This is a genomic window from Faecalibacterium sp. I2-3-92 (assembly GCF_023347315.1).
In the GTDB taxonomy this organism is placed as follows: domain Bacteria; phylum Bacillota; class Clostridia; order Oscillospirales; family Ruminococcaceae; genus Faecalibacterium; species Faecalibacterium duncaniae.
In genome coordinates this window covers 1840596-1865069 of the sequence record NZ_CP094470.1, presented here as the reverse complement: position 1 = coordinate 1865069, position 24474 = coordinate 1840596, and the positions used below count along the sequence as shown (strand labels likewise).

Here is a 24474-nt window from a genome sequence, read left to right as displayed (position 1 = left end):
CTCCCTCACAGGGGAGCCGGAAAGATCATAAACCGAGAGGATTGAACCGCTGGTGTTCGAGCTGGTCGATCACCGCCTGGGCTGCCGGTGCAATGGGGGCGGGCACTGCGGCGGGGCGGCTGAGGTAATAGCCCTGCAGCAGATCCACGCCCAGACCGATGACGGTGCGCAGCTGGGCCTCGGTCTCAATGCCCTCGGCAATGAGTTGCATACTGCGGGCGTGGGCGTAAGCCACAATGTTGGAGACGATCTGCTGCTTGTCACGGTCGGTATCGATCCCGCGCACAATGGAAATGTCGATCTTGATATACCGGGGCGAGAGCTCCAGCAGGTTCAATTCGTTGCTGTAGCCGCTGCCGTAGTCATCCAGCGCAAAGGAGCCGGAGAAGCCCGGAACGTTCCGCTTCCGTTCCAGACATGCGCGGTCCAGATCTTCCTGTTCGGTGATCTCCACCACCAGCCGCTTGAGCAGCTCGGGGTAGCGCTGAGCATATTCCTCCACATCCTCAACCGTCAGGCTGACATTGGCGATGGAGTTGATGAAGAGCAGGGCATCGCTCTGGAGCAGGCCCTGTGCCTGCATGCGCTGGAAGATCTCGCTGGAATGGAACACAGTGATCCGCTCAATCTCATACAGGCGGCCTGTCTCATGGGCCAGCTGCATGACCTGAGCGGGGGAGTGCAGGGTAGGCAGATCGACCCGCATGAGGGCCTCGTAGGCTGCGACCCGGCCGCTGCGGGCAGAGTAGATGGGCTGGAAGTGGTAGGACACCAGCTCCTCCTGCAGCAGGCGCTCAAAGTCCTGCTGGGTCTGGGCGGCGTATGCCTCCTGATGGTAGCTGCCGATATCAAAATCACACATGCGGCCCTTGTGGGAATGCTTGACCTGATACATGGCAAAGTCGGCATATTTTTTCAGGGTGAGCAGGTCGTGGCCGTCCGTGGGGTACCAGGCAATGCCGCCCGAGATGCTGATGTGCAGCTGCTTGCCGTTGGGCAGGATGGACACGCTGCGCTGCAGGGCGGCACTCAGCAGCTCCAGCTGGGCGCGGAGCTGCTTGCGATCCTGGTAGCCATAGAAGAAGATCAGGAACTCATCGCCCGAAAGGCGGGAGCAGATGGTGTTGGCGGGCGTATTGGCCGCAAAGCACTGGCCGGTCTGGCGGATGTACTGGTCGCCCCAGTCGTGGCCGTAGGTGTCGTTGATCTGCTTGAGGTTGTCCAGATCCATCATCAGCAGGGCGGCACAGCCCAGCTTTTCGGGCTGCTGGAACAGCGCTTCACAGGCGCGGTCAAAGGCACGGCGGCGGTACAGGCCGGTCAGGGTATCGTAATCGCGCTCGTGCTCAATGCGCTGCTGCTCCAGCACCGTGGTGGTCATATCCTCAGCCAGACCCACCTCGGAGGCGTTTTCGCCCAGGATATGGGTGATACGCAGGGTGATGTAGTAGGTGCTGCCGTCGGGCTGGGGGATGGCAAAGACCTTGTTGTTGGCCGGGGACAGGCGGTAGAACCACCGCTGCTCCAGTGTGCCCATCAGGGCGCGGAAAGCCTTTGGCGTGAGCGGATCAGGCTGCTCCTGTGCAAGGCCCAGCATGGAGAAGAAGTTGTCAGTCACATAAACGCTGTCATCACGCAGCTCATAGCCGCCCAGCTCCGCGCTGGCCAATTTCATAATGCGCAAAAAGCGGGTGGAGGAGTCCAGCACGTCCTTGCTCAGCTGGGTAAAGGCAGAGGAGAACTGATCCAGCTCCCTGATGCCGGTGGCGGACAGATGCGGGATGGCTGAGGAATCCGCTTCGGCAGCGGCTACCTCAGCCGAGAGCTTGGCAACGGGCCGGGCCAGCCGCCTGCTGATCAGCCAGCTGCAAACAAAGCCAACGGCCAGCGTGATCAGCATGATGAAGGAGAGCAGCTGCTGCAGCCGCTGGGCGAAAGCAAAGAGCTGCACCGCGGGAACAGAGCCCACGAGAAGCCAGTGCTCGCCCGAGAAAGGAGCATTCCGGCTGTAGAGGTTCAAGGGGGAGACCGAGGCAATGTAGAGGTCATTGCTGAAGAGGTAGCGGCGGGTCTGGGCACTGTGGAGGCGCAGCGTAAGGCTTTCGTCCGCAGAACCCGGCTGCCCGTCGCAGTGGGAACGGAGCACCGGACGCAGCTGCAGTTCAGAGGCAGAGAGCTCCTCCGTACCGGTCACGGCAAGGAAATAGGTGCCGTTGTTCTGCAGCTCAGAGCAGGGCAGGTTCTCCCACAGGTAGTCGGCCAGCAGTTCCACGCCGATCACGCCGTAAACGGTGCCGTCCGGCAGGATCAGGGGCTGGCTGTAGGCAATGGCCTCGTGGGTGTCCCCGGGCATCGGATAGGATTGTGAGGTCCAGTGGCCATAATCGGAGGCGGCAAGGCTGGCTCCGTCTTGATAGGCGGCCTGGAAAGGGGGATAAAGGAAGCCCCGGTTTCCCAGTGCCCGGTAACGGATGGTGGGGGACCAGCTGTTGTCCGTGGCAATGGAGAGGGACTGCACCAGCTGGGCCGGTGCCCGCACAAAGGTCAGGTCGGCGTTGCGCTGGGAGGGAGCGGCATCCGGGTCAAGATCCCGCAGGTAGATGGCGGGCATGAGGCTGTCCTGCTTCCGCTTGTCCAGATCATGGGTGTTCAGGATAAGGAACACGCCGGTCACCGACTTGATGCGCAGGGTGCTGATGAGCTCCGGCGCGGCGGCTTCCAGCAGGGGATAGGCCGCGTCGCTGCTGCTGTCCAGCGTGCTCAGGCTGATCTCTCCCTCGTCCAGAAGCTGCTGGGTCAGGCCATTGATGGCATCGGAAAGGCTGGTCAGCTCCTGTGCATCGTGGAAGATGGACTGAAGATACCGGCTGCGGTTGTCCACCTGCATGGCAAGGATATCCTCGGCGTTCTGGTTCAGCTGGGGGCCAAGCCGGGTGACGTGGACGGCAAAGGTCAGCAGCAGGAACTCCACCGCCAGCACAGCCAGCAGGGAGAAAAGGATGGTGCCGAAGATAGAATGGCCCGTCTGAGGGGCCTTCTGACTGTGCGGCTTGTGGTTCTGCATCTGAGGGTCTCTCCTTTTGTGGTTGTTCCAAGGGCATCTCAGCCCGCAAAGGCGCTGAGAGCGGCCAGAGTCTGGTCGTACCAGGCATCAAAATAGGCATCGGTCAAGAACTCGGCTTCGGCTTCCTCGGGGGTCTGCCCGGCAGCCAGCCGCTCCAGCACCGTGGCACGGTCGGCAGTGACACGGTCCTCCAGCGCGTACTGCAGGGTATTGCGGGCGCGCAGGGCATCCGGGAAGGCATGGGTGGTGTAGAGCTTGCTGCGATCGATGGCATCAATGGACAGGCTCAGCACCTTGTGGATCCTATCGGAGACCGTCAGGCCGCTGTTCTCAAGGGCGGACATGCTGTTGGCGGCATAGGTCACGGGCATATAGCCGGACTGCACCGAGAACTGCAGGTTGTTTTCCGGCTGGGTGAACCATTTCAGAAAGGCAACGCAGGCGCTGATCTCGTCCTCGGTGCTCGGGATGACTACCATGCCGGCCCCCTGCTGGACGGCCACCGGCTCACAGCCTGCAAAGCTGGGGCAGGGCAGCGCGGCCATCTCGATGCCGTGGCTCTCGGTGTCGCTGGTCAGCACCTGGGTGGGGAAGAAGGAAGCGCTGGAGGAGGAACCGACATAGGCCAGCAGGCTGCCGATCTTGATATCGTCGCTGCGGAACTTGCCGCTGGCACTGCACCAGCCCTTGATGTAGGGGACATAGTAGTTATCCCACAGCTTGCGGAGGGTCGGCTTGTCAAAGCGCAGGGTCATCACGCCGTTCTCGGCATCAAAGATGGTCGTACCCAGTTCCTGTGCGCCGCAGAGCAGGTAATTGGTCAGCGCGTCGCGGCCATACAGGGCCTTGCCGTCGTTGGGCGCAGCCGTCTGGGCATCGGTCCAGTCGTAGTATTTGTGTGCGGCCTCGTTCAGCCCCTCCACAGTGGAAAGATCCGCATAGGTCACGCCTGTGGCCTCGGCAAAGGGGGCAAAATCGGTGGTGTTTAGGTAGAGCAGCTCGGTGGACTTTGCTATGGGAAAGACCTTGAGCTCCCCGTTGTTCATCAGGTCGCCCTCCTCGAGAAAACCGGCGATATAGGCAGACTTCTCTTTTTCGGTCAGGTAGGGGTTCAGGTCAACGGCAAGGCCCATCTGATCCAGCGTAAAGGCGGTGTCTGCGTAGGAGGAGACGATGTTGGGCAGCTTTTCGGCACCCACCTTGCCCTCGGCGGCGGCCAGCACGCTGGTCTCCAGGTCGTTCACGCTGCCCTGACTGGAGCTTTCGACCCGGATGTTCTTCTCTTTGCCCACGGTGGAGTTGAACTGCTCCACCAGCTGGTTGAAGCATTCCAGCTGATCGCCGTTGTAGTAGGTCCAGATCGTGATGGTGGTGGGCAGCTTGCTTCGGCCGCAGGCAGTGCCGCCCAGCGCCACGGCGGCGCACAGCAGCAGACTGACGGCAGAACGAAGGATTCGTTTCATTACATTATCTCTCCCATTCCGACAAAACGGCTCACGGAAAAACCGGATCGTGTACGGCGCGTCCTGTCGTTTCTGAAATGATACCAGACGAAGACATTGTAACACTTTTTCGGGGCGGGGGCTACTGATTTTTGAAAAAACACCCGAAAGCAGACGAAAAAAGAAAGAATCTCTGGCCAGCGCTTCCATTTTTCGTAAAGTCCGGATATAATACAAGCATAAAATACAACAAAAAGAATGGGAGAGCTTATGGCGCAGAAGAAGGACGAGGGCCTGAACGGCAACGAAAAGATCGAACAGGCAGTCTGCCAGTTACAGCAGGAGCCTACACAGGAGCAGCTGGCGCATACCCTGACCGTGATCCGGCGGCGGATGCGGGAAAACGGACAGGTCGTGGTGGCGGTGGAGCCGAATCCGGCCGGTGAGCAGATGCAGCTGCGGGCCCTCCGCACGGCCGATGGGGCCAGCTGGTGGTATGCCTTTACCAGTTTTGAAGAGGAGATGAAGGGCGCGGAAGCGGTGCAGTCCACATTTCTGGTGGAGCTTGAAAAGCTGTTGGATGCCGCACTGCAGGTGCCGGAGATCCAGGGCATCATCCTGAACCCCTGGAACCGCACCATCCAGCTGGACAAGACCCTGCTCCGGATCATCAAGGGATAAGCACGAAAGGGCCCGCCTGCCGCATTTTGGTGCGCGCAGACGGGCCCTTTTTATATGGTAAAGGAAGAAGGAAAATGGCAGATCAGGCCGCGTCGGTGCGGTCCTTCTTGAGCAGGCTCAGGATCACGGCACCCACCACGCTGCCAGCGGCCAGAGCCACGCAGTAGAGCAGGGCATGATCGACCACGGGGAACACGAAGATGCCGCCGTGGGGAGCGCGCAGGGCGCAGCCGAAGGTCATGGAGAGAGCACCGGCCAGCGCGGCACCGGCCACACAGCTGGGCAGGACGCGCAGCGGGTCGGCGGCGGCGTAGGGGATGGCACCCTCGGTGACGAAGCACAGGCCCATGACGTAGTTCACAATGCCGTTGCGGCGCTCGTCAGGGGTCCACTTCTTGGGGCAGAAGGTGGTGGAGAGGGCAATCGCGATGGGAGGAACCATGCCGCCCACCATGACAGCAGCCATGACCTCGTAGTTGCCGGAGGCCAGTGCGGCAGTGCCAAAGACGTAGGCTGCCTTGTTGAAGGGGCCGCCCATGTCAATGCTCATCATACCGGCAACGATGGCACCCAGCAGGACTTTGGAGGTGCCGCCCATGGCGTTGAGGCAGTTGGTCATGGCGGTGTTGATCATGCCCATGACCGGGTTGATGCCGCACATCACGGCACCGATGATAAGGATGCCGCCCAGCGGGTAGATCAGCATGGGGCGGATGCCGTTTAGGCTGGCGGGGAGCTTTTCGGTGATCTTCTTCAGGAACTCGACCACATAACCGGCCACAAAACCGGCCAGCAGAGCGGCTAGGAAGCCGCCGGAGATGCCGGTGGTCTCACCATTGGCAAGGCCTGCAAAGTTGGTGCCGTTCATAGCCAGCACGCCGCCCGCAAAGCCCACGGCCAGGCCGGGACGGTCGGCGATGGACATGGCGATGAAGCCTGCCAGAATGGGAAGCATGTAGCCAAAGGCGGCGCTGCCCACCGTCTTGAAGAAGGCGGCGATGGGGGTGTTCATGCCGAAGTTTGAGGGGTCGATGGTGTAATCGTCCAGCAGGAAGGCCAGCGCGATCATAATGCCGCCGCCCACCACAAAGGGCAGCATGTGAGACACGCCGTTCATCAGGTCCTTGTACACCTTGCGGCCAAAGCTGTCGCCGGAGGTCTCCTCCTCGGCAGCGGCGGCACCGCCCTTGGCGTGGTAAACGGGAACTTCACCGTGAGCCACCTTTTTCAGCAGCTCCTCGGGCTTGTGGATGCCGTCATCCACCCGGGCAAACAGCACGGGCTTGCCGTCAAAGCGGGCGGTCTCCACATTCTTGTCTGCAGCCACGATGATGCCGTCACAGGCTGCGATCTCGGCGCGGGTCAGCACGTTCTTGGCACCATCGGAGCCGTTGGTCTCCACCTTGGTGGGCAGGTCCAGCTTGTCACCGGCCTTGGCCAGCGCCTCGGCGGCCATGTAGGTGTGGGCAATGCCGTTGGGGCAGGCGGTCACGGCCAGAATGCGGTAGCCGCTCTGGGGGATAGCCTGCTGGGTGAAACTCTCCTCACCGAACTGGGCCTCCTCCTGTGCGTCGATGAGGGCAAGGAATTCGGCGGGGGTCTTGGCGGCCTTCAGCTTTTCCACAAAGTCCTCGTTCATCAGCATCTGCATCATGCGGGCCAGCATATCCACATGCAGGCTGCCGTTTTCGGGGGCTGCAATGGCAAAGAGCAGGTCGGTCTTGCCGTCATCCTCGGCGTTGTACTGCACCGGGGTGCTCAGACGCAGGGCGGCCAGGCTGGGCCGGGTGACCACATTCGTCTTGGCGTGGGGAACGGTGATGCCGTTGTCCACGTAGGTGGAGGCCTCATCCTCCCGGGCGTAGAGCGCCTTCTTGTAGGCTTCTGTGTCGGTGATGTTGCCGTGGGTGGCCTGCAGTTCTACCAGCCGGGAGAGGATCTCGTCCCGGTTGGAGGCCGCGGAATCCAGCTCGATGGATTTTGCGGTGAATAATTCCGTAATGCGCATAAGGGGTCTCCTTTCTCTCTCTGTGCAGCCCTCTCAGCTGCGGTCTGCTTCAAATTTCTTGCATCAGTTCGGCGATCTTTTCTTTCGTTGCCAGCCCAAGGCTGAACGCGGTGGCACTGCCGCAGGCGGTGCCCAGCCTGAGGGCCTGCTCATAGCTGCCGCTTTGCAGATAACCTGCCACAAAACCGGCCACCATGCTGTCGCCTGCGCCTACGCTGTTCACGACCTTGCCCTTGGGGCAGCCGATGCGGTGCACCTCGCCGTGCTCATCCACCAGCAGAGCGCCGTTTCCGGCCATGCTCACCAGCACGTTCCGGGCACCCTTTTCCTGCAGGGCGCGGGCGGCGGCGGTGATCTCTTCGTCTGTTTTCAGCTCCCGGCCCACGATCTCGCCCAGCTCGTGATTGTTGGGCTTGATCAGGAAGGGGTGATAGGGGAGGACGTTGACCAGCAGATCCTGGGTGGCATCCACCACGGCCCGCACGCCGTGGCCCTCCAGCCCTGCCAGCAGCCGCTCGTAGGTACTCTGGGAAAGGCTCTTGGGGATGCTGCCCGCCAGAATGAGGATGTCGTCAGGCTGCAGGGTGTCCAGCTGGGCTTCCAGCTGCTGCATGGCGCTTTCCGGGATGCTGGGGCCTGCGCCGTTCAGCTCCGTCTCGGTGCCTGCCTTGATCTTGACGTTGATGCGGGTCATGCCATCGGCCAGATGGATGAAATCGGTCCGGAGCCCCTGCGCGGCCAGACCACGCTCCAGCCAGGCACCGGTCTCACCGGCCACAAAGCCCAGAGCCACGCTCTCACAGCCCAGCTCCCGGAGCACGCCGGAAACATTGATGCCCTTGCCGCCCAGCACGCAATCCTCCCCGGCGGCGCGGTTCACCTCGCCCACTTCAAGGGGCCTGTCGAGACGGACGACATAATCGATGGCAGGATTGAATGTAACAGTGTAGATCATACCTCGGTCTCCTTTATCAGAGTGTATTGCCGGTATTTGGGGTTGGGGCACTTGTTCGTCAGGATGGCACCGCTGTGCAGATCACAGATGACGGCGGGGTAGACCTGCGCGAATTTGGTGTCGTCCACCAGGAACCACGTCTCCCGCGCCCGGCGGATGACCGCAGCCTTGACGGCGGCCTCCTCTGGGTCTGGGGTGGTAAAGCCGGAATCCAGCGCCACGCCGTTGGCTCCCATGAAGGCTTTGGTGAAATTGTACTGCTGGATGGCAGTCAGTGCAGCCGCCCCGATGATGGCCTCGGTCTGGGGCCGCAGCAGCCCGCCGGGCAGGAACACCCGGCAGCCTTTCTGGGCCAGCAGGCGGGCGTGGGCCACGCCGTTGGTCACATAGCTGGCGTTCAGGGCCGGGCCGCTCAGCGCCCGTGCCAGAGCCAGCGTGCTGGAGCCTGCATCCAGATAGATGAAATCTTCCGGCAGGATCAGTTCTGCCGCCGCCTGGGCGATGCTCTGTTTCTGACTGACGGCCAGCTCTTCCTTGGCGGCCATGGTAGGCTCATCGGTGCGGAAGGGGCTGTCCGGCAGGGTGGCCCCGCCGTGCACCTTGTTCAGTTTGCCCTGCTTGTCCAGCTCGTTCAGGTCGCGCCGGATGGTGGATTCGCTTGCGTTCAACGCCTCGCACAACTCCTGCACGGTGGCGGTGCGCTGCCGCGCCAGCAGATCCAAAATCAGGCTGAATCGTTCTTCTGCCAGCATCGGGAACATTCCCCCTTGTTCGATTTATCTGATTGATTTTGGTTGACGTTGGCGGATTCTGACCGCCTCGCCCCATTATTATAGCAAAATATCAGTCAAAATCAATCAGATTCCGCCAAACTTGAGTGACAAAATATTGTTCTGTTTTTTGGGCAGAATGCATAAAGAGTGGGATACAACAAAAAAGCCGACACTCCACAATGGAATGTCGGCTGAATCTCTCACCGCTTCGGTCTGGCTGTGCCAGCGCCTTGCGGAGCTCTCCTAATAGGGAAGCCAGGGATCACGGTTACTTATTCTGGATGTACTCGTCCATGGCCTTGGCGGCTGCCTTACCGGCACCCATGGCCTTGATGACGGTGGCGGCACCGGTTACGGCATCGCCGCCGGCGTACACGCCCTCACGGCTGGTCTTGCCCTCGTCACCCTCGGTGACGATGCAGCCGTGCTTGTTGGTCTCCAGGCCGGGAGTGGTGGAGCGGATCAGGGGGTTGGGGCTGGTGCCCAGGCTCATGATCACGGTATCCACATCCAGCTCAAACTCGCTGCCCTTCTTTTCAATGGGACGGCGGCGGCCGGAAGCATCGGGCTCGCCCAGCTCCATCTCAATGCAGGTGATGGACTTGACGAAGCCTTCGTCGTTGGCGTGGATCTCCACGGGGTTGCACAGGGTCTTGAAGATGATGCCCTCTTCCTCGGCGTGCTCGACCTCCTCCTTACGGGCAGGCAGCTCGGCCATGCCGCGGCGGTAGACGATGTACACAGTCTCGGCACCCAGACGCAGGGCGCTGCGGGCAGCATCCATGGCCACGTTGCCGCCGCCCACAACGGCCACCTTTTTGCCGGTGCGGATGGGGGTCTTGCTGGTGGGCAGGTAGGCCTTCATCAGGTTGGAGCGGGTCAGGAACTCGTTGGCGGAGTACACGCCCTTCAGGCTCTCGCCGGGGATGCCCATGAAGCGGGGCAGACCGGCACCGGAGCCAACGAACACGGCCTCGTAGCCGTACTCGTCCATCAGCTCGTCGATGGTCAGCACCTTGCCGATGACCATGTTGCACTCAAAATCCACGCCCATCTTCTTCAGGCCGTCGATCTCCTGCTGCACGATGGCCTTGGGCAGACGGAACTCGGGGATGCCGTACATCAGCACGCCGCCGGCCACATGCAGAGCCTCGTAGACGGTGACCTTATAACCCAGCTTGGCCAGGTCGCCTGCGGCGGTCAGACCGGCAGGGCCAGCACCGATGATGGCGACCCTGTGGCCGTTCCATGCGGGCACGATGGGGGCGGTGTGGACGTTTTCACGGTGCCAGTCGGCCACAAAGCGCTCCAGGCGGCCGATGCCCACGGGCTCGTTCTTGATGCCGCGGGTGCACTTGCCCTCGCACTGGCTCTCCTGGGGGCAGACACGGCCGCAGACGGCGGGCAGGGAAGAGGAGCGGGCAATGACCTGATAGGCGGCTTCAAAGTCGCCCTCGGCCACATGACCGATGAACTCGGGGATATCGATGCCCACGGGGCAGCCGGTTTGGCAGGGCTTGTTCTTGCAGTGGATGCAGCGCTTTGCCTCGTTCACGGCCATCTCTTCGGTATAGCCCAGTGCAACTTCCTCAAAGTTCTTGTTGCGGACGTTGGGGTCCTGGGTGGGCATGGGGCACTTTTTGGGATCCATATTGAAAGCCATCTTACTTTGCCTCCTCAGTCTTGAACAGATTGCAGGCCTTCTCGCGGGCCTTTGCCTCAAAGGGGCGGTACATGGTGCCGCGGGCCATGGCTTCGTCGAAATCAACGAGGTCACCGTCAAAGTCAGGGCCGTCCACGCAGGCAAACTTGGTCTCGCCGCCCACGGTCAGGCGGCAGCCGCCGCACATGCCGGTGCCGTCGATCATAATGGGGTTCATGGAGACGATGCTCTTCAGCCCGTGCTTCTGGCAGGTCTTGACGACGAATTTCATCATAATCAGCGGGCCGATGGTGATGACCAGATCATACTGGTTGCCGGCGGCCACCAGCTCGTCCAGAGCGGCAGTGACCACACCCTTGGTGCCGTAGCTGCCGTCATCGGTCATAATGCGCAGCTCGTCACTGCAGGCGTTGAACTCGTCCTCGAGGATGAGCAGATCCTTATTGCGGAAGCCGATGACGCTGTGGACGGTGCAGCCCTGGTCGTGCAGCTCCTTGGCAATGGGCAGGGCGATGGCGCAGCCCACGCCGCCGCCGACAACACAGACCTTTTTCAGGCCCTCGGTCTCGGTGGCGCGGCCCAAGGGACCCACAAAGTCATGGACGCTGTCGCCTGCATTCAGGCTGTTCAGCTCCATGGTGGTGCCGCCCACGATCTGGAAAATGATATCCACAGTGCCCTTTTCACGGTCGTAACCGGCCACGGTCAGGGGGATGCGCTCGCTGTCCTCAAACGGGCGCACAATGATGAACTGGCCCGGCTTTGCCTTTTTGGCAATGAGCGGGGCTTCAATGACCATCTTTGTCACGGTGGGGTTCAGCGCGACCTTTTCAGTGATCTTGTACATTGCGGTTGCTCCTTTTTCTGGCAAAATCTCGGCACAAAAACACGTCTGCCCGCCCGCGCGGCACAGCAGACGTGTTTTTGTGCAACTTTTTGACAAGTTTATTATAACCTCTTTAAGAAGGGAACGCAACCGAATTTTCTTTGTGTCTGCCGCCGCAAAGCTGAAACATTTCGGTTTCATTCCGGTTTCGGCTTTGTTTTTGAAAAACAGGCGCAGACAGGCGTGTTTTGCAAAAAGTCTGATTTTTTGGAAATTTGTTGTTGACAAAGCCTGCGTTTTACGCTATAATAGCCAACGTCGCCGGGAGCGAAACCCCGGCAGACCACATGAAATGTGCGGCCGTAGCTCATCTGGTAGAGCGCCACCTTGCCAAGGTGGAGGTAGCGAGTTCGAGCCTCGTCGGCCGCTCCATTTTGTGGAAGTTTAGCTCAGCTGGGAGAGCATCTGCCTTACAAGCAGAGGGTCAGCGGTTCGAGCCCGTTAACTTCCACCATGTGGCCCGGTAGCTCAGTTGGTTAGAGCACCAGCCTGTCACGCTGGGGGTCGTCGGTTCGAGCCCGATCCGGGTCGCTGCTGCTTCTCTGGAAGCAGCTTATATGCCTCTGTAGCTCAGTCGGTAGAGCAGGGGACTGAAAATCCCCGTGTCATTGGTTCGATTCCGATCGGAGGCACTTTATATGCGGCCGTAGCTCATCTGGTAGAGCGCCACCTTGCCAAGGTGGAGGTAGCGAGTTCGAGCCTCGTCGGCCGCTCCAGACAAATAAGCCACTGCAAAACATGATTCGTCGTGTGATGCAGCGGCTTTTTTGTACGTTGAAAGCTTTTTTGGAATTGGAAAAGGAGGGAAAAACGCAGTGATATTCGGCAAGTACATCAACCGGTATTACCTCAAGCATGCTCCCGTACTGCTGCTGGGCCTTGCCGCCCTGCTGACGGTGGATTACATCCAGCTTTTGATCCCGCAGCTCTACCGGCTGGTCATCAACGGGGTGAACCTTGGCCAGGTGGTGGTGAACGGTGAGACGCTGCTCTTTACCAAAGAGGTGCTGCTGCAGCACATCTGCCTGCCCATGATCTGGATCGTGGTGCTGATGGTCATCGGGCGCTTTTTGTGGCGCATTTGTTTCTTCGGCTCGGCGGTGCGGGTCGCGGCAGACCTGCGGGAGCGGATGTTCGACCACAGCCGCAGGCTGTCCCAGCAGTACTATCAGGTGAACAAGGTCGGCAACCTGATGAGCCTGTACACCAACGACCTGGACACCATTCAGGAGTGCTTTGGTGACGGCGTGCTGATGTTCTTCGACGCGCTGACCTTGGGTCTGCTGGCTCTTTATAAGATGTGGACCATGGACGTGCGGCTGACCCTGCTGGCCCTGATCCCGGCCCTGATCATGTTTGCCATCGGCACCCAGATGAGCAAGGTGATGACCCGGCGCTGGGAGGAGCGGCAGGAGGCCTTCTCCGGCCTTTCCGATTTCGCGCAGGAGAACTTTTCCGGCATTGCGGTCATCAAGGCCTTTGTCAAGGAGTACAAGGAACTGCAGGCTTTCCGGAAGCTGAACAAGGAAAACGAGGAGATCAACGTGACCTACACGAAGATCGCCACCCTGCTGGAGGTGCTGGTGACCCTGTTCGTGGAGTCCGTGGTCTGCATCATTCTGGGTTACGGCGGTTATCTGGTCTATCAGGGCCGATTCAACGCCGGCCAGCTGGTGGAGTACATCGGCTACTTTGAGGCCATCGTCTGGCCCATCATGGCTGTGTCCATGCTGATCGAAAAGACCAGCCGCGGCAAGGCCTCCCTGAACCGTATCACCGAGCTGCTGGATGCCCCCATCGATGTGGCCGACCGCCCCGGCGTGGCTGACCTGACCGACCCCAAAGGCGGCATCGAGTTCCGCCACCTGAACTTCCGCTACCCGGACGGCGAGTACGATGTGCTGCGGGATATCTCCTTTACCATTGCGCCCGGCGAGAGCGTGGGCATCGTGGGCAAGACCGGTGCGGGCAAGACCGCGCTGGTGGACCTGCTGCTGCGCACCTATAATGTGCCGGACGGAACACTGTTCGTGGACGGCAGGGATGTGAACAGCCTTTCCATCCACTCGGTGCGCAATGCCTGTGCCTACGTTCCGCAGGATAATTTCCTGTTCTCGGACACCATCGCCCACAACATTGCCTTTGGTGTGGACGATGCCACCCCCGAGGACATCGAGCGGGCGGCAAGCATGGCCGATGTGCGGGATAATATCGTGGACTTCAAGGACGGCTACGAGACCGTTCTGGGCGAGCGCGGTGTGACGGTGTCCGGCGGCCAGAAGCAGCGCATCTCCATCGCCCGCGCCCTGCTCAAGGACGCACCCATCCTGATCCTGGACGACTCCGTCTCGGCGGTGGATACCAGCACCGAGAAGATCATTCTGGACAACCTCAAGAACAGCCGGGCAGGCAAGACCACCCTGCTCATTGCCCACCGCATTTCCACGGTGGAGCGGCTGGATAAGATCGTATTCCTCAACGAGGGCCGGGTGGAAGCCGTCGGCCCCCACGATCAGCTGTATGCTTCCTGCCCGGAGTACCGCCGGATGGTCGATCTGCAGCGGCTGGAGGATGAGACGAAGGGAGGCGAAAACGCATGATGCATCTGAATCCGTTGGTTCTGGTGGGCGCTGTCATCGGCGTGATCACCGCCCTGCTGGTGGCAGCTTATGCCGCCGTCAAGGACAAAAAGACCGCCATGGGCTTTGAGCGCAACATGGAGGACGGCGAGATTATGCGCCGCCTTGCCCGCTATGCCCGGCCCTACCTGAGCAAATTCCTCATTGTGGGCGTGCTGATGCTCTTCTCCATTGCCTACGATATCATTTCGCCCCTCATCGTGGGCCGCATCGAGGAGCTGGTGGCCGGGGAGTTTGAACTCCGCGCCCTCTTCCTGGGCGTGTCAGTGTATGCAGGCGTGCTGGTGTTCTCTATGGGCAGCACCTACCTGCAGGCCGTGATCCTGCAGCGGGTGGGCCAGCGCATCATCTCCGATCTGCGCGAGGATCTGTTCAGCCACATTGAATCTTTGGCACACGAGCAGCTCAACGAGATCCCCGTGGGCAAGCTGGTCACCCGCGTGACCAACGATACCAACGCCATCTCCATGATGTTCACCAACCTCTTGGTCCAGCTGACCAAGAACAGCTTTGTCATTCTGGGCATTCTGGTGGCCATGCTCTGCCTGAACTACGAGCTGACGTTGATGGTGCTCTGCTTTGTGCCCTTCATCGCGATCTTCACGGTCATCTTCCGCAAGTTCTCCCGCCGCGCCAACCGCAAGCTCAAGAACGCGACCACCGATATCAATACCTATCTGTCCGAAAACCTGTCCGGCATCAAGGTCACCCAGATCTTTGGCCGGGAGGACGAGAAGATGGAGGACTTCCGCCAAAAAAGCCAGAAGCTGGCCCGGGCCAATCAGGAGCAGATCTTCGTGTTCAGCGTGTTCCGTCCGCTGGTGTATATGCTCTATGTCAGCTCGATCCTGTGCCTGTTCTATCTGGGCGGCATGGGTCACCTGAACAACGTCAGCTTTCTGGGTCAGACCATTTCCAGCGGCACCATCGTCACCTTTTATATGTACATCTCCAAGTTCTTCACCCCCATCCAGAACCTGGCCGAGCAGTTCAACTGGCTGCAGTCGGCGCTGGCATCGGCAGAAAAGGTGTTCTCCATCATGGACATCCAGCCCAGGATGCAGGATGCCCCCGATGCCATTGAGCTGAACGAGGTGAAGGGCGAGATCGAGTTCCGGGACGTGTGGTTCAGCTACGTTCCCGGCGAGTGGGTGCTGCAGGGCGTTTCCTTCCATGTGGATGCCCGCCAGACCGTGGCCTTTGTGGGTTCCACCGGCTCCGGCAAGAGCACCATCCTCTCCCTGATCTGCCGGAACTACGAGTTCCAGAAGGGCCAGATCCTGATCGACGGCATCGACATCCGCAAGATCAAGATCTCCTCCCTGCGCAGGCACTTCGGCCAGATGCTGCAGGACGTGTTCCTGTTCTCGGGCACCATCCGCTCCAACATCGTCCTGCGGGAAGAGGGTATCCCCGACAGCGAGATCATGGAGGTCTGCCGCTACGTCAATGCCGACAAGTTCATCAACAAGCTGGACCACGGGCTGGACGAAGAGGTGCGTGAGCGCGGCAACAACTTCTCCGCTGGGCAGCGGCAGCTGCTCAGCTTTGCCCGCACCATCATCCATAAGCCCAGCGTGATGATCCTGGACGAGGCTACCGCCAACATCGACACCGAGACGGAGCTGCTCATTCAGGATTCGCTGGAAAAGATGCGCACCGTGGGCACCATGCTCATTGTGGCCCACCGGCTGTCCACCATCCAGCATGCGGACAACATCATCGTGCTGTCCCACGGTAAAATTCTGGAGCAGGGCACCCACCAGCAGCTGCTGGCCCGGCATGGCCGCTACTACCAGCTGTACACCCTGCAATACCACAAGGCGCAGCTGAACGCAGCCGAATAAACGCAGACAGAAAGGCCGCTGACCTGAGATGGGTCAGCGGCCTTTTCTGTCTGCACCGGGGGTGGAGTTGTCCGCTTCCGGATCGTCGAGGGAGCACAATTAACACTTGCAAAACAGGTGCATCGCTCGTATAATAGAATATGGTAAAATAATAAAAAAGAGAAATGGAAAGGAGGGGCCACAGGATGCAGTGGAGCGATGCGCTCGGCTACGAAGAAGTGATGACCTTTCTGCGCAGTACACCGGCGAGCCTCTTTTTCAAGGATACGGAATGCCGTTATCTTTTTATTTCGGACGTTAGGACTTTCTTCCCCTACGGAGAAGGGCAGGAAGAGGATGTGCTGGGCAAGACAGATCTGGAGATCTGGAGCAGCGAGGAACAGGCCCGCTTTTATTATGAGCAGGACCAGAAGGTGCTTGCCACCGGCAAGGGAACCAGCTTTATCACCGAGGTGCCCCGGGAGGATGGGACGGCATACTATCAGATCAAAAAGAACCCCGTTGTGCTGGAGGGAAAGATCATCGGCATCGTGGGGCTTATTGGTGATATCACGGAGCGGGTGCGGCTGGAAAAACAGGCCGAGAACTGGGCCATCCACGATGAACTGACCGGTCTGTATAACCGCAACTACCTGAAGGTAAAGGGTGCCGAGCAGCTGAAGGGAGCCATCATGCCCATCACGATCATTATGGGCGACTGCAATTACCTGAAGCGTGTGAATGATGCCTACGGCCACGAGTACGGCGACCTGCTGCTCAAGCGGGTGGGCCGGGTGATCCGGGAAAACCTGCCGCCTGAGAGCGTGGCCCTGCGGATGGGCGGCGATGAATTCCTCATTGCCTGCAGCCACTTCTCTGCAGAAGAGGCCGAACAGCTGATCGAGAGGCTGCACGGGGAGCTGGCCCGCCAGAGCGACGACCGCCTCAAGCTGGATGTTGCCTTTGGATACCACACTGTGACAGAAGGCCCTTTTGATTATACCGCAGTCTACCATGCTGCCGACCGGGATATGTACCGGAACAAGCGCAAAAACCGCTGATCATACGGACGAAAAAACAGCCTCAGCCCGATCTCCCAAGGGCTGAGGCTGTTTTGGTGATCTGTTACATCAGGGCGGTGAGTACCAGCGCGCAGAGAGGGAAAACGCCATCTGCGGCGGCTTACAGGATCACATTTTTGATGAGCAGGGAAACGCTGCCGTCCGGATCGTGGAGGAACTCCAGCTCGGAATCGGAGTTCAGCAGCTCGGTGGGGATCTTGACCTCGATGCCGTTGGCGGTGCGGATGCTCCGGCTCTCCATCCGGCGGATGCGGGCAGGGGTCACGGTGACAGGGGCGGCTGCCTCTTCCAGCACCTCGCTCTTCTCCACATAGTCATCAAAGGGCACCGCGGCCAGCGGGTATTCCTCGGCCAGCTGCTGGCGCACCTGTTCCACCGATACCTGATTGTCGTTGTCGGCAGCCTGGTTGGCAATGAGCATGGCTACCTGCGCGTCGGCATGAGGCTCGTCCTCATAGGCATCCTTCACAGCCTGTGCGGCGGCCTCCTGAATGGCCTGCAGCTTCTTTTTCTCGGGCTCGGCCTGGGTATACTGGAACACAACAGAGGAGAGGTAGAACTCCTTATGGCCGTCGATGTCGTATTTCTTTTCCAGCAGGCGCATGGAGTAGTCCGTCAGGTTGACAAGCGCACCCTCCTCCACCTTGCCGCTCTGGGTGGGCAGGCAGGCCCGCTGCTGGATGATGGAGTTGACCGGGGCACCTTCCACGGTCTCGGTGTAGTGGGTGTAGCCGTTTTTATAGTTCAGCTTGAGGATGCCCAGCCAGGGCGCGCCGTCCCGGGTGAAATCCACCACGGCCAGGTCCGCCCCGGGGATGGTGGTGTGGGCGTGCATGTAATCGAACAGCACCCCCGCAATGCGGCAGGACAGATCAATGAAATCCTGATTGTGTTCCAGCTCGTTCCGGAAAGCCGAATCCGGCAGGGGGCGGCACTGGCGGATCTCATCGCTGGCCAGCAGCTTTTCGATATGATTCTGTAAGTAGGCGGTCTTTTCGGCAGTCAGCTCCATGCCGCCGCCGCTGAGCACCGGCGCGTCCAGCGTGGTGTCCAGCACATGCAAAATTGCCTGATGGATGATGATCTCCATGGGTCAAAACCTCATTTCCCGGGTGATTGTGATGTTCCTGCCCAGTATAGCACATCCGGAACAAAAAGGCGAGAGGGAGCGCAAAGGCTTGTCAACTGCCGCCTGAGATGCTACAATGGGGCTGACCAAACATCCGGACAAGCCGAAAGGGGAGTGTGTTATGGAATTTCGGGACAAACCGATGCAGAACCTCATCCGCATCAAGGAAAAGGAGATCTGCAAAAATGTGCAGGAGCTGCTGCTGGACGGTGAGCAGATCGTGGGCGCTTACAAGACCGTGCGCGATCAGGCTGTGTTCACCACCCACCGCATTTTTATGGTGGATATGCAGGGGATGACCGGTACCCGGCAGGAGATCTTTGTGCTGCCCTACCGCAAGATCCTGCATTACGGCATCAAGACGGCAGGCTTCGGTGACCCGCTGCAGACCTCGGAGCTGACGGTCTGCTTTGCGGATGAGCACGAGGCAAAGTTCGGCTTCATCGGGCAGGATGAGCTGCTGGCGGTGGCACGGGCCATCAGCCGGTGCATCCTGTAACAGAACAAACGTAAAACGCCCGCTCCGGCTTCTGACCCCGGAGCGGGCGTTTTACATTGCTGTAATATGCGAAAAAAGGAGAATGTCGAAGGGTCAGCAGGCGGCGCGCTCTCTGCGGCCGGCCTCAAGCATGTAGTGCAGGAAGCCGGTGACATCAGCAGGGTCGGTGACAGAGATGTCAAAGCCCTTGGAGGGAGCGTCCATCATCTGGAACAGCTCGGTGGCGGCGCTGTCCTTTTTCAGGTCACAGGTCTCGCCATTGGCCAGGTGCAGGAGCACACTGCCGCGGCTGGCGGCTACCTGCTGCATGAAACGGTCTTTATCAAGATACTGGATGCGAAGCATAAAAATACCTCCCACAAAGAAATGTTTTATTCTGGAAGAGTCTCCCGGGCCAGGCTGCCCGTGGGGAACGCTTCTCGGGAACCGGATCAAGCCGCGCCGGGGGTTGTTTTCCGCCCCCTGCGGTGTTATACTGTGCTTGCTGGTTCTGATGAAATAATACCACGAAACCGGCACGATAGATAGAACAAAAACACCCGATTTGTACAACAAAATCGGCATTGACAAAAAATATTCAAAGTATTGCGGAAAGGAATTGTTCAATATGGCGTTTCAGACAAGCTGTGTCTCTGCTGCCAATATCGTTACCGGGCTGACCTTCCAGCAGGATGTTGTGGCCGATGCCGAGGGGCGGGAAATGGTCCAGCATGGCAGCGCCCTGTTCCCCATTGCCTGCTACGCGGAGAACCTGAAAAGCTATTCGGTGGCCTGGCACTGGCACGAGGAGTTTGAGTACATTCTGGCCATGAAAGGCCCCCTGACGGTGGACGTGAACAAGACCCGGGTGACCCTGCAGACGAATCAGGGCGTGTTCCTGAACTCCGGCATCCTCCACGCGGTGGAGCAGGCGGAAAAAGGGGAGGCCCTGCTTCACTCGGGTGTGTTCCATCCCCGGCTGGTGGGTGGAATGGACACCATCTTCTGGCAGAAGCTCATCCGACCCATGCTCCAGCCGGATGCCCCGGCGTTTTTTCTGCTGGATGAGGCTGTGCCCTGGCAGGCGCAGGTGCTTGCCTGCCTGCGGGAAGCCTGGCAGGCGGTTGCCGTGGAGCCCTTTGATTACGAGAACCGGGTGCGTTACTATCTCTCTGCGGCGCTGCGGCTGCTGAGCACCCAGTGCGTGGGCGGCAAGACCAAGGTCTCCCAGCAGGAGCAGATCGCCGCCGAGCGGATGAAGCAGATGCTCCGCTTTGTGGAGGAGCACTATGCCGAGGAGCTGACCGTGGAACGCATCGCGGCCAGCGTGGCCCTGAGCGAGAGCGCCTGCCTGCGCAGCTTCCGGCAGATGCTGGGCATCACGCCCATCCAGTATGTCAAGCAGTTCCGGGTGGAAAAGGCCGCCGAGCTGCTCCGCTCCACCCGGCTCAAGACGGGCGAGATCGGGATGGAGTGCGGCTTTGCAGATGGCAGCTACTTCATTAAGACCTTCCGGGAGATCAAGCACTGCACACCCAAGGAATACCGCGCAAAATTCTGCTGAAATGTCTGAGATAGGAATAGGAGAAAATAATACCCATGCAGCACAGTCTGACCCAAGGCCCCATTACAAAGAATATCCTGCTTTCTGCCACGCCGCTGGGTGTTACCGGCATCTGGCTCAGTGTGCCCATCGGCTGGGCACTGGCAGATGCCATCGGTATTGGGTATTATTTGAAGAAGAGAACATAAAATATCCCCCACTGCAAAGCGTGTTATGGCACGTCTGCAGCGGGGGATATTGTTTTTTCTGGGGTTTGAGGTGATTCGGGCAGGGGCTTATTCCCCCACGGCGGGGACGTTCTGCATCGTCCAGAGGAGCTTCTGGACATCCACGCTGCCCATGTGGGTGGGCTCCTCACCCAGACGGAGGAAATCGGTCTGCTGGGCGGTAACAGTCTGCCACTGGGGCAGGTCTGCACCGTTGGGGTCACCTGTCCTGGCAAAGTTGGTCAGGTAATCCACCATCTGAGCGCTGAGGGCGGTGTCCTTCTCAGTGAAGGGCCGCCAGCAGTGAGCCAGCGTGCCGAACCAGTACCACAGGTCGCTGGAATGCCAGGCACCACGGTCATCACCGGGGAGCTGGCGGTCGAAGAACCAGCCATAGCTGTCGGCGTTCCGGGCGCACCAGTCCTGAGCCATCTGGTAGAGGTAGGGCGGAACGATATCCTCGCTGGTGAAGCCGATGAGGTAAGGAATATGGTGCTGTTCGTCGGCAGCCAGCGTCTCGGGGCCGGTCTTGACCTGGAAACGGCCATCCACCACGGGCTCACAGCCCAGACCCTTGAACTGGGGCTGGGTGCGGACGGCATCCCAGGCTGCAAACAGCTGGGCGGGGGCGAGGGCACGGAACTCGGCCAGCGTGCTGCACCCGGCGGTCTCCATGACCTGCTTCCAGAACGGGTAATGGGCCTCAGCGGGCTTGGCCGTCAGCATCTGGCTCACGCCGCCGCCGCTGCTCATCACGGCCTTGGAGAACAGCCCCCTGGTGATGGGGGAGAGGACGAGCTGCTGGACGCTCATGGCACCGGCGCTCTGGCCCATGATAGTGATGTTGTTGGGATCGCCGCCAAAGGCAGCGATGTTGGCACGCACCCACTGCAGAGCCGCCAGCTGATCCAGAAAGGCATAGTTGCCGGTGGATCCGGCCTCATCAGCCAGCTCGGGCAGGCAGACAAAGCCCATGGGGCCGAGCCGGTAGTTGATGGTCACAGCCACGCAGCCTTTGGTGGGCCAGACAGGGCCGTCGAAGTGTTTCTCGTGGCCGCAGCCGCCGGTAAAGCCGCCGCCGTGAATGTAGAAGATGACCGGCAGCTTGTCCTCGGGGGCTGCGCCAGCAGGGGCCCAGATGTTCAGGAACAGGCAGTCCTCGCTGTAAGTATACGTTTCGCCCTTGCGGAACTCGTTGTAGTAGAAGGCTTTTCCGGGTGCGGCGGCTTCGTCATAGAAGGCGCGGGGCTGGTAACAGCAGGCACCGTATTGGGTGGCATCGTAGACACCGTCCCAGTGGGTGACGGGGATGGGGAACTCCCACCGCCCGGCGGTGGCGTAGCGAATGCCCTTGTAAGCGGCAATGCCCGGCCACTGGCAAGCCGTGCCGGAGATCACGCCGCAGGGCGTGGTGCGCTCAAAGCTCATGGGGGAAACCTCCTTGTCTTACTCCGCCGCTTTCAGGCCCCGGATGTCCTCGCCCGCAAACAGGCAGGGGACAAAGGAGGAAAGGCGGCTGGAGATCTTTTCGGTGTATCGCTTTTCCAGCAGGGAGCCATCCGCAATGTTGGTGGTGACGATGGTGGGCAGACCGGCTCCCAGGCGGTTGTTCAGCAGGCTGTAAAAAGTGGTGATGAAGTAGGGGGTGACGAACTCGGTGCCCAGATCATCCAGGATCAGCAGGTCGGCAGCAGAGGCGGTGCGCAGCAGGGTCTCGGCATCCTCGGAGGAGTCGAAGCGGGCGTTTTCCAGCTTGCCGAAGAAGTCTGGGCTGGAAACGTAGATCACGTCAAAATCCTTTTGCAGTACGATGCCCGCAATGGCAAGGGCGGCGTGGGTCTTGCCCAGCCCCGCATTGCCAAAAAGCATCAGGCTCTCGCTGTTGTGGTCGAATTCCTCAGCGTAGCTGCGCAGATCCTCCAGCAGGCCGCCCATGTAGGTGCGGACAGGCTCGCCCAGCTTCTCGTCCATGGTGTTGGGGTAGTACCGCAGCTCCATGGTGTCAAAACTGGAAATGGACAGGCTGGACAGCGCCTCGATCTCCTCCCGTCGCAGACCCTGCATCAGCTTATGAACGCAGGTGCAGGTGCGGCCCTGCACGCTGCCAGTATCCTGGCACAGCTTGCAGGTGAATTTGGGCTCCAGCGCATCCGCAGGGCGGCCGCTGGCGGCCAGCAGGGCGGTGAGCTCCTGCCGGGCTGTGCTCAGTGCGGCGGCGGCTTCGGTGCGGTCTTTTCCGGCCGCGCCTGCCAGCGCGCAGCGGATGCCCCGCACCCGCACCTCGTCCTCAGCGTGGCGCAGGGCCGGGATGGCGGCCTCCGCCTCCAGCCGGGCATCCTCGGCATTGGCGCGGGCAGTCTGCCGCCGCAGAGCCACCGTGCGCAGGGCGGCTTGATAAAGTTCCTGTTTGGTACGCATAAAAGCTCCTTATTCTGCAGGCGTGTCCGTTTTTTTGCGGAGCGGACGGCGGCGGGCAGCGTTCTTGAGAAAATCGTTTCCGCTGGGTTCGGCGCGGTCCACCCGGATGTTCCGGCTGGCACCCATCCCGGCCACCGGGCCCCGCACATCGTGGACGGTGCGCAGGCCCTTGGCGTTCCAGGCCTTGAGGATGCTGTTCCAGTACCAGAGATCCCGCTTGGGGCCGGCCTGTACGGCGGCCTCCTGCACCATGGCATCATCGTAGCCGTAGACCTCGTACCAGCGGGCAATGGCCTTGCGCCCGCCAAGGGTCAGCTCGGTGTCGGCAATGCCCAGCAGGCCGCTGACGTACTGCTCCCGCTGGGCACGCAGGGCCAGCAGCTGGAGGTGTGCGTCGGCCTGTTCGCCGGTCTCCACACCCTCGGCCCGCCAGACCTTCAATTCGTGGCTGACGGCACCCATCGTCCGCTTGCCTCGGCTGGCCACATAGGCCACGCAGAGCATGACGGTCTCGGGTGCAAAGGCTTCCTGCACATAGAAGTTTACCAGCTTTTCCATTTCGGGGTGGGTCAGCGGGCGGGCAAAGCTGGTCTGGGCGCAGTCGATGAGGGAGGAGATCATGGGATCGGTGCGGCTGGCCGCTGCGATCTCGCTCCAGGTCATGGGGGCAGGGGCTGTGGGCTCCTCGCCCGGGGCGGCGTTCTCCTCGTACCGTTCCAGCAGACCTGCACCGGCCCAGAAGGACAGGGCACTCTCGGCGGTCATCTTACTGCGAAGCTTTAAGTCGGCGCAGAGCTTCTCCGGGTCAGTGATGCCGGTGGCCAGCACATACAGAGCCACCCGGACGTTATATTCCTCCGCAATGCCCAGCTTGGAAAAGACCAGCTGCGGCACCGGGATGGTGTCACCCTTGAATTCTTTCAGTCGGTAGATCATGGTGCACCTCAGTGTTGTGTTTCGGCATCCGGTTCCGGTGCGGGCGGTGTCCAGGGCTCACAGTCCAGGATGGACGGGTGGGCGCTCCAGCGTTCCGGTTCGGCGTTGTAGGCATCGTTCAGATATTGGGCGACTGCGGTGCGGCCCTCCTCGGTCATCGGGAAGATCTCCCGCCGCCGCAGGGCCGGATCGGTTTTATCCAGCGTCCACGGCTCGGGCCAGAGATCCACCGTGAGGATGGCCTCTTCTTTTTTGGCCTCCTCGCCACCGTCCGGGTCGGGGACGGAGCGCTTGCCCGGGGTGATGAGGTAGCGCATCCCGTCCTCGTTGCCGCTGAATGAGTTTTTGTTCTGCAGATAGTGCAGCATGGGCACAAAGATCATGTAGAATTCCTTCCATTGTGATAATCTATCTTTCATTATAAAGCAACTGGCGCAAAAAGCAAGTTTTTTCCGCCTGCCGCGTTCCGACAGAAAAAACTGTTGACAAAACCGCCGCACTTTGCTACACTAATGGAGCAGTCCTGCAGGGTTAGCTCATCCGGTAGAGCGACTGCTTCCCAAGCAGTAGGCGGCGGGTTCGAGTCCCGTATCCTGCTCCATAAAAAAGAACGCCAGTTCGTTGAGAATTGGCGTTCTTTTTCTTTTGATCACCCACTTTGTAACCCACTTGACTTTTCGTAAACAGAGCACAGCCCCGGACAGCGATCTTACTGTCCGGGGCT

Annotated in this window: 21 protein-coding genes and 6 tRNA genes; 13 read left to right on the top strand and 14 right to left on the bottom strand. The window is 60.2% G+C overall.

Features of this window, described 5'->3' with window-relative positions; translation table 11 throughout:
• Nucleotides 1-25: 25 nt before the first annotated feature.
• Complete coding sequence (locus tag MTP42_RS09040) at nt 26-3064, bottom strand: putative bifunctional diguanylate cyclase/phosphodiesterase (protein WP_249257172.1); 3039 nt, start codon at nt 3062-3064, stop codon at nt 26-28.
• A 38-nt stretch (nt 3065-3102) separates the two neighbouring features.
• A complete protein-coding gene (locus MTP42_RS09035) occupies nt 3103-4527 on the bottom strand; it encodes an extracellular solute-binding protein (protein WP_249257171.1) in 1425 nt (474 codons plus the stop codon).
• A gap of 249 nt (nt 4528-4776) precedes the next feature.
• On the opposite strand from MTP42_RS09035, the gene MTP42_RS09030 reads away from it, so the two are divergent.
• Nucleotides 4777-5187 (top strand): SseB family protein, encoded by a 411-nt coding sequence (locus tag MTP42_RS09030; protein WP_249257170.1) that lies wholly within the window; start codon nt 4777-4779, stop codon nt 5185-5187.
• Nucleotides 5188-5269: 82 nt separating this feature from the next.
• Here the strand turns inward: MTP42_RS09030 and MTP42_RS09025 are convergent, their stop codons facing one another.
• The 6 genes from MTP42_RS09025 to MTP42_RS09000 form a co-directional block, all read right to left on the bottom strand.
• Nucleotides 5270-7195: a PTS fructose transporter subunit IIABC gene (locus MTP42_RS09025; protein WP_249257169.1), complete on the bottom strand. Its 1926-nt coding sequence runs from the start codon at nt 7193-7195 to the stop codon at nt 5270-5272.
• A 49-nt stretch (nt 7196-7244) separates the two neighbouring features.
• Nucleotides 7245-8150 (bottom strand): 1-phosphofructokinase, encoded by a 906-nt coding sequence (gene pfkB / locus MTP42_RS09020; RefSeq protein ID WP_249257168.1) that lies wholly within the window; start codon nt 8148-8150, stop codon nt 7245-7247.
• Nucleotides 8147-8902 (bottom strand): DeoR/GlpR family DNA-binding transcription regulator, encoded by a 756-nt coding sequence (locus MTP42_RS09015; RefSeq protein WP_249257167.1) that lies wholly within the window; start codon nt 8900-8902, stop codon nt 8147-8149. Before MTP42_RS09015 ends, pfkB begins: the two co-directional genes overlap by 4 nt.
• Before the next feature lie 289 nt (nt 8903-9191).
• Nucleotides 9192-10586 carry an NADPH-dependent glutamate synthase gene (gene gltA, locus MTP42_RS09010; RefSeq protein ID WP_249257166.1) on the bottom strand — a complete coding sequence of 465 codons (1395 nt, stop codon included), beginning with the start codon at nt 10584-10586 and terminating at the stop codon, nt 9192-9194.
• 1 nt (nt 10587) lies between these two features.
• A complete protein-coding gene (locus MTP42_RS09005) occupies nt 10588-11433 on the bottom strand; it encodes a sulfide/dihydroorotate dehydrogenase-like FAD/NAD-binding protein (RefSeq protein ID WP_035393563.1) in 846 nt (281 codons plus the stop codon).
• 176 nt (nt 11434-11609) lie between these two features.
• Nucleotides 11610-11783, bottom strand: a complete 174-nt coding sequence (locus MTP42_RS09000) for a hypothetical protein (protein WP_157747391.1) — start codon at nt 11781-11783, stop codon at nt 11610-11612.
• Here MTP42_RS09000 and MTP42_RS08995 point away from each other — a divergent pair.
• From MTP42_RS08995 to MTP42_RS08960, 8 genes are all read left to right on the top strand, one after another.
• Nucleotides 11769-11844, top strand: a tRNA-Gly gene (locus tag MTP42_RS08995). The genes MTP42_RS09000 and MTP42_RS08995 overlap by 15 nt on opposite strands.
• A 6-nt stretch (nt 11845-11850) precedes the next feature.
• Nucleotides 11851-11926 (top strand) — tRNA-Val (locus MTP42_RS08990).
• A gap of 3 nt (nt 11927-11929) precedes the next feature.
• Nucleotides 11930-12003, top strand: a tRNA-Asp gene (locus tag MTP42_RS08985).
• Between the two features lie 28 nt (nt 12004-12031).
• Nucleotides 12032-12104, top strand: a tRNA-Phe gene (locus MTP42_RS08980).
• A gap of 8 nt (nt 12105-12112) precedes the next feature.
• Nucleotides 12113-12188 (top strand) — tRNA-Gly (locus MTP42_RS08975).
• 99 nt (nt 12189-12287) lie between these two features.
• Entirely contained in the window at nt 12288-14072 is a 1785-nt protein-coding gene (locus MTP42_RS08970; protein WP_098925048.1) for an ABC transporter ATP-binding protein, read from the top strand.
• Nucleotides 14069-15958, top strand: coding sequence for an ABC transporter ATP-binding protein (locus MTP42_RS08965; RefSeq protein WP_097773701.1), 1890 nt, complete (start codon nt 14069-14071; stop codon nt 15956-15958). The genes MTP42_RS08970 and MTP42_RS08965 overlap by 4 nt, the downstream gene beginning before the upstream one ends.
• Before the next feature lie 185 nt (nt 15959-16143).
• Nucleotides 16144-16998: a sensor domain-containing diguanylate cyclase gene (locus MTP42_RS08960; RefSeq protein ID WP_249257165.1), complete on the top strand. Its 855-nt coding sequence runs from the start codon at nt 16144-16146 to the stop codon at nt 16996-16998.
• A 121-nt stretch (nt 16999-17119) separates the two neighbouring features.
• Here MTP42_RS08960 and MTP42_RS08955 read toward each other — a convergent pair whose 3' ends face one another.
• Nucleotides 17120-18109 (bottom strand): nucleoid-associated protein, encoded by a 990-nt coding sequence (locus MTP42_RS08955; protein ID WP_005932044.1) that lies wholly within the window; start codon nt 18107-18109, stop codon nt 17120-17122.
• A gap of 160 nt (nt 18110-18269) precedes the next feature.
• Between MTP42_RS08955 and MTP42_RS08950 the strand changes: the two genes are divergently transcribed.
• Complete coding sequence (locus tag MTP42_RS08950) at nt 18270-18647, top strand: PH domain-containing protein (protein WP_035393789.1); 378 nt, start codon at nt 18270-18272, stop codon at nt 18645-18647.
• Nucleotides 18648-18740: 93 nt separating this feature from the next.
• Here MTP42_RS08950 and MTP42_RS08945 read toward each other — a convergent pair whose 3' ends face one another.
• Nucleotides 18741-18992: a hypothetical protein gene (locus MTP42_RS08945; protein WP_097786533.1), complete on the bottom strand. Its 252-nt coding sequence runs from the start codon at nt 18990-18992 to the stop codon at nt 18741-18743.
• Nucleotides 18993-19254: 262 nt separating this feature from the next.
• Between MTP42_RS08945 and MTP42_RS08940 the strand changes: the two genes are divergently transcribed.
• Nucleotides 19255-20190, top strand: coding sequence for a helix-turn-helix domain-containing protein (locus MTP42_RS08940; protein ID WP_035393784.1), 936 nt, complete (start codon nt 19255-19257; stop codon nt 20188-20190).
• Between the two features lie 35 nt (nt 20191-20225).
• Nucleotides 20226-20378, top strand: a complete 153-nt coding sequence (locus MTP42_RS08935; RefSeq protein WP_249257164.1) for a hypothetical protein — start codon at nt 20226-20228, stop codon at nt 20376-20378.
• 87 nt (nt 20379-20465) lie between these two features.
• Here the strand turns inward: MTP42_RS08935 and MTP42_RS08930 are convergent, their stop codons facing one another.
• Genes MTP42_RS08930 through MTP42_RS08915 form a run of 4 tightly spaced genes read right to left on the bottom strand, consistent with a single transcriptional unit; the run spans nt 20466 to nt 24169 of the window.
• A complete protein-coding gene (locus tag MTP42_RS08930) occupies nt 20466-21824 on the bottom strand; it encodes a carboxylesterase/lipase family protein (protein ID WP_249257163.1) in 1359 nt (452 codons plus the stop codon).
• An 18-nt stretch (nt 21825-21842) separates the two neighbouring features.
• The gene (locus MTP42_RS08925; protein ID WP_097786535.1) at nt 21843-22814 is read right to left on the bottom strand and encodes an ATP-binding protein; all 972 of its coding nucleotides are present in this window, start codon (nt 22812-22814) and stop codon (nt 21843-21845) included.
• 9 nt (nt 22815-22823) lie between these two features.
• Entirely contained in the window at nt 22824-23750 is a 927-nt protein-coding gene (locus MTP42_RS08920) for a DnaD domain-containing protein (RefSeq protein WP_156065275.1), read from the bottom strand.
• A gap of 8 nt (nt 23751-23758) precedes the next feature.
• The gene (locus tag MTP42_RS08915; protein WP_242957268.1) at nt 23759-24169 is read right to left on the bottom strand and encodes a hypothetical protein; all 411 of its coding nucleotides are present in this window, start codon (nt 24167-24169) and stop codon (nt 23759-23761) included.
• A 106-nt stretch (nt 24170-24275) separates the two neighbouring features.
• On the opposite strand from MTP42_RS08915, the gene MTP42_RS08910 reads away from it, so the two are divergent.
• Nucleotides 24276-24351: transfer RNA gene (locus MTP42_RS08910), tRNA-Gly, on the top strand.
• Nucleotides 24352-24474: the final 123 nt, after the last annotated feature.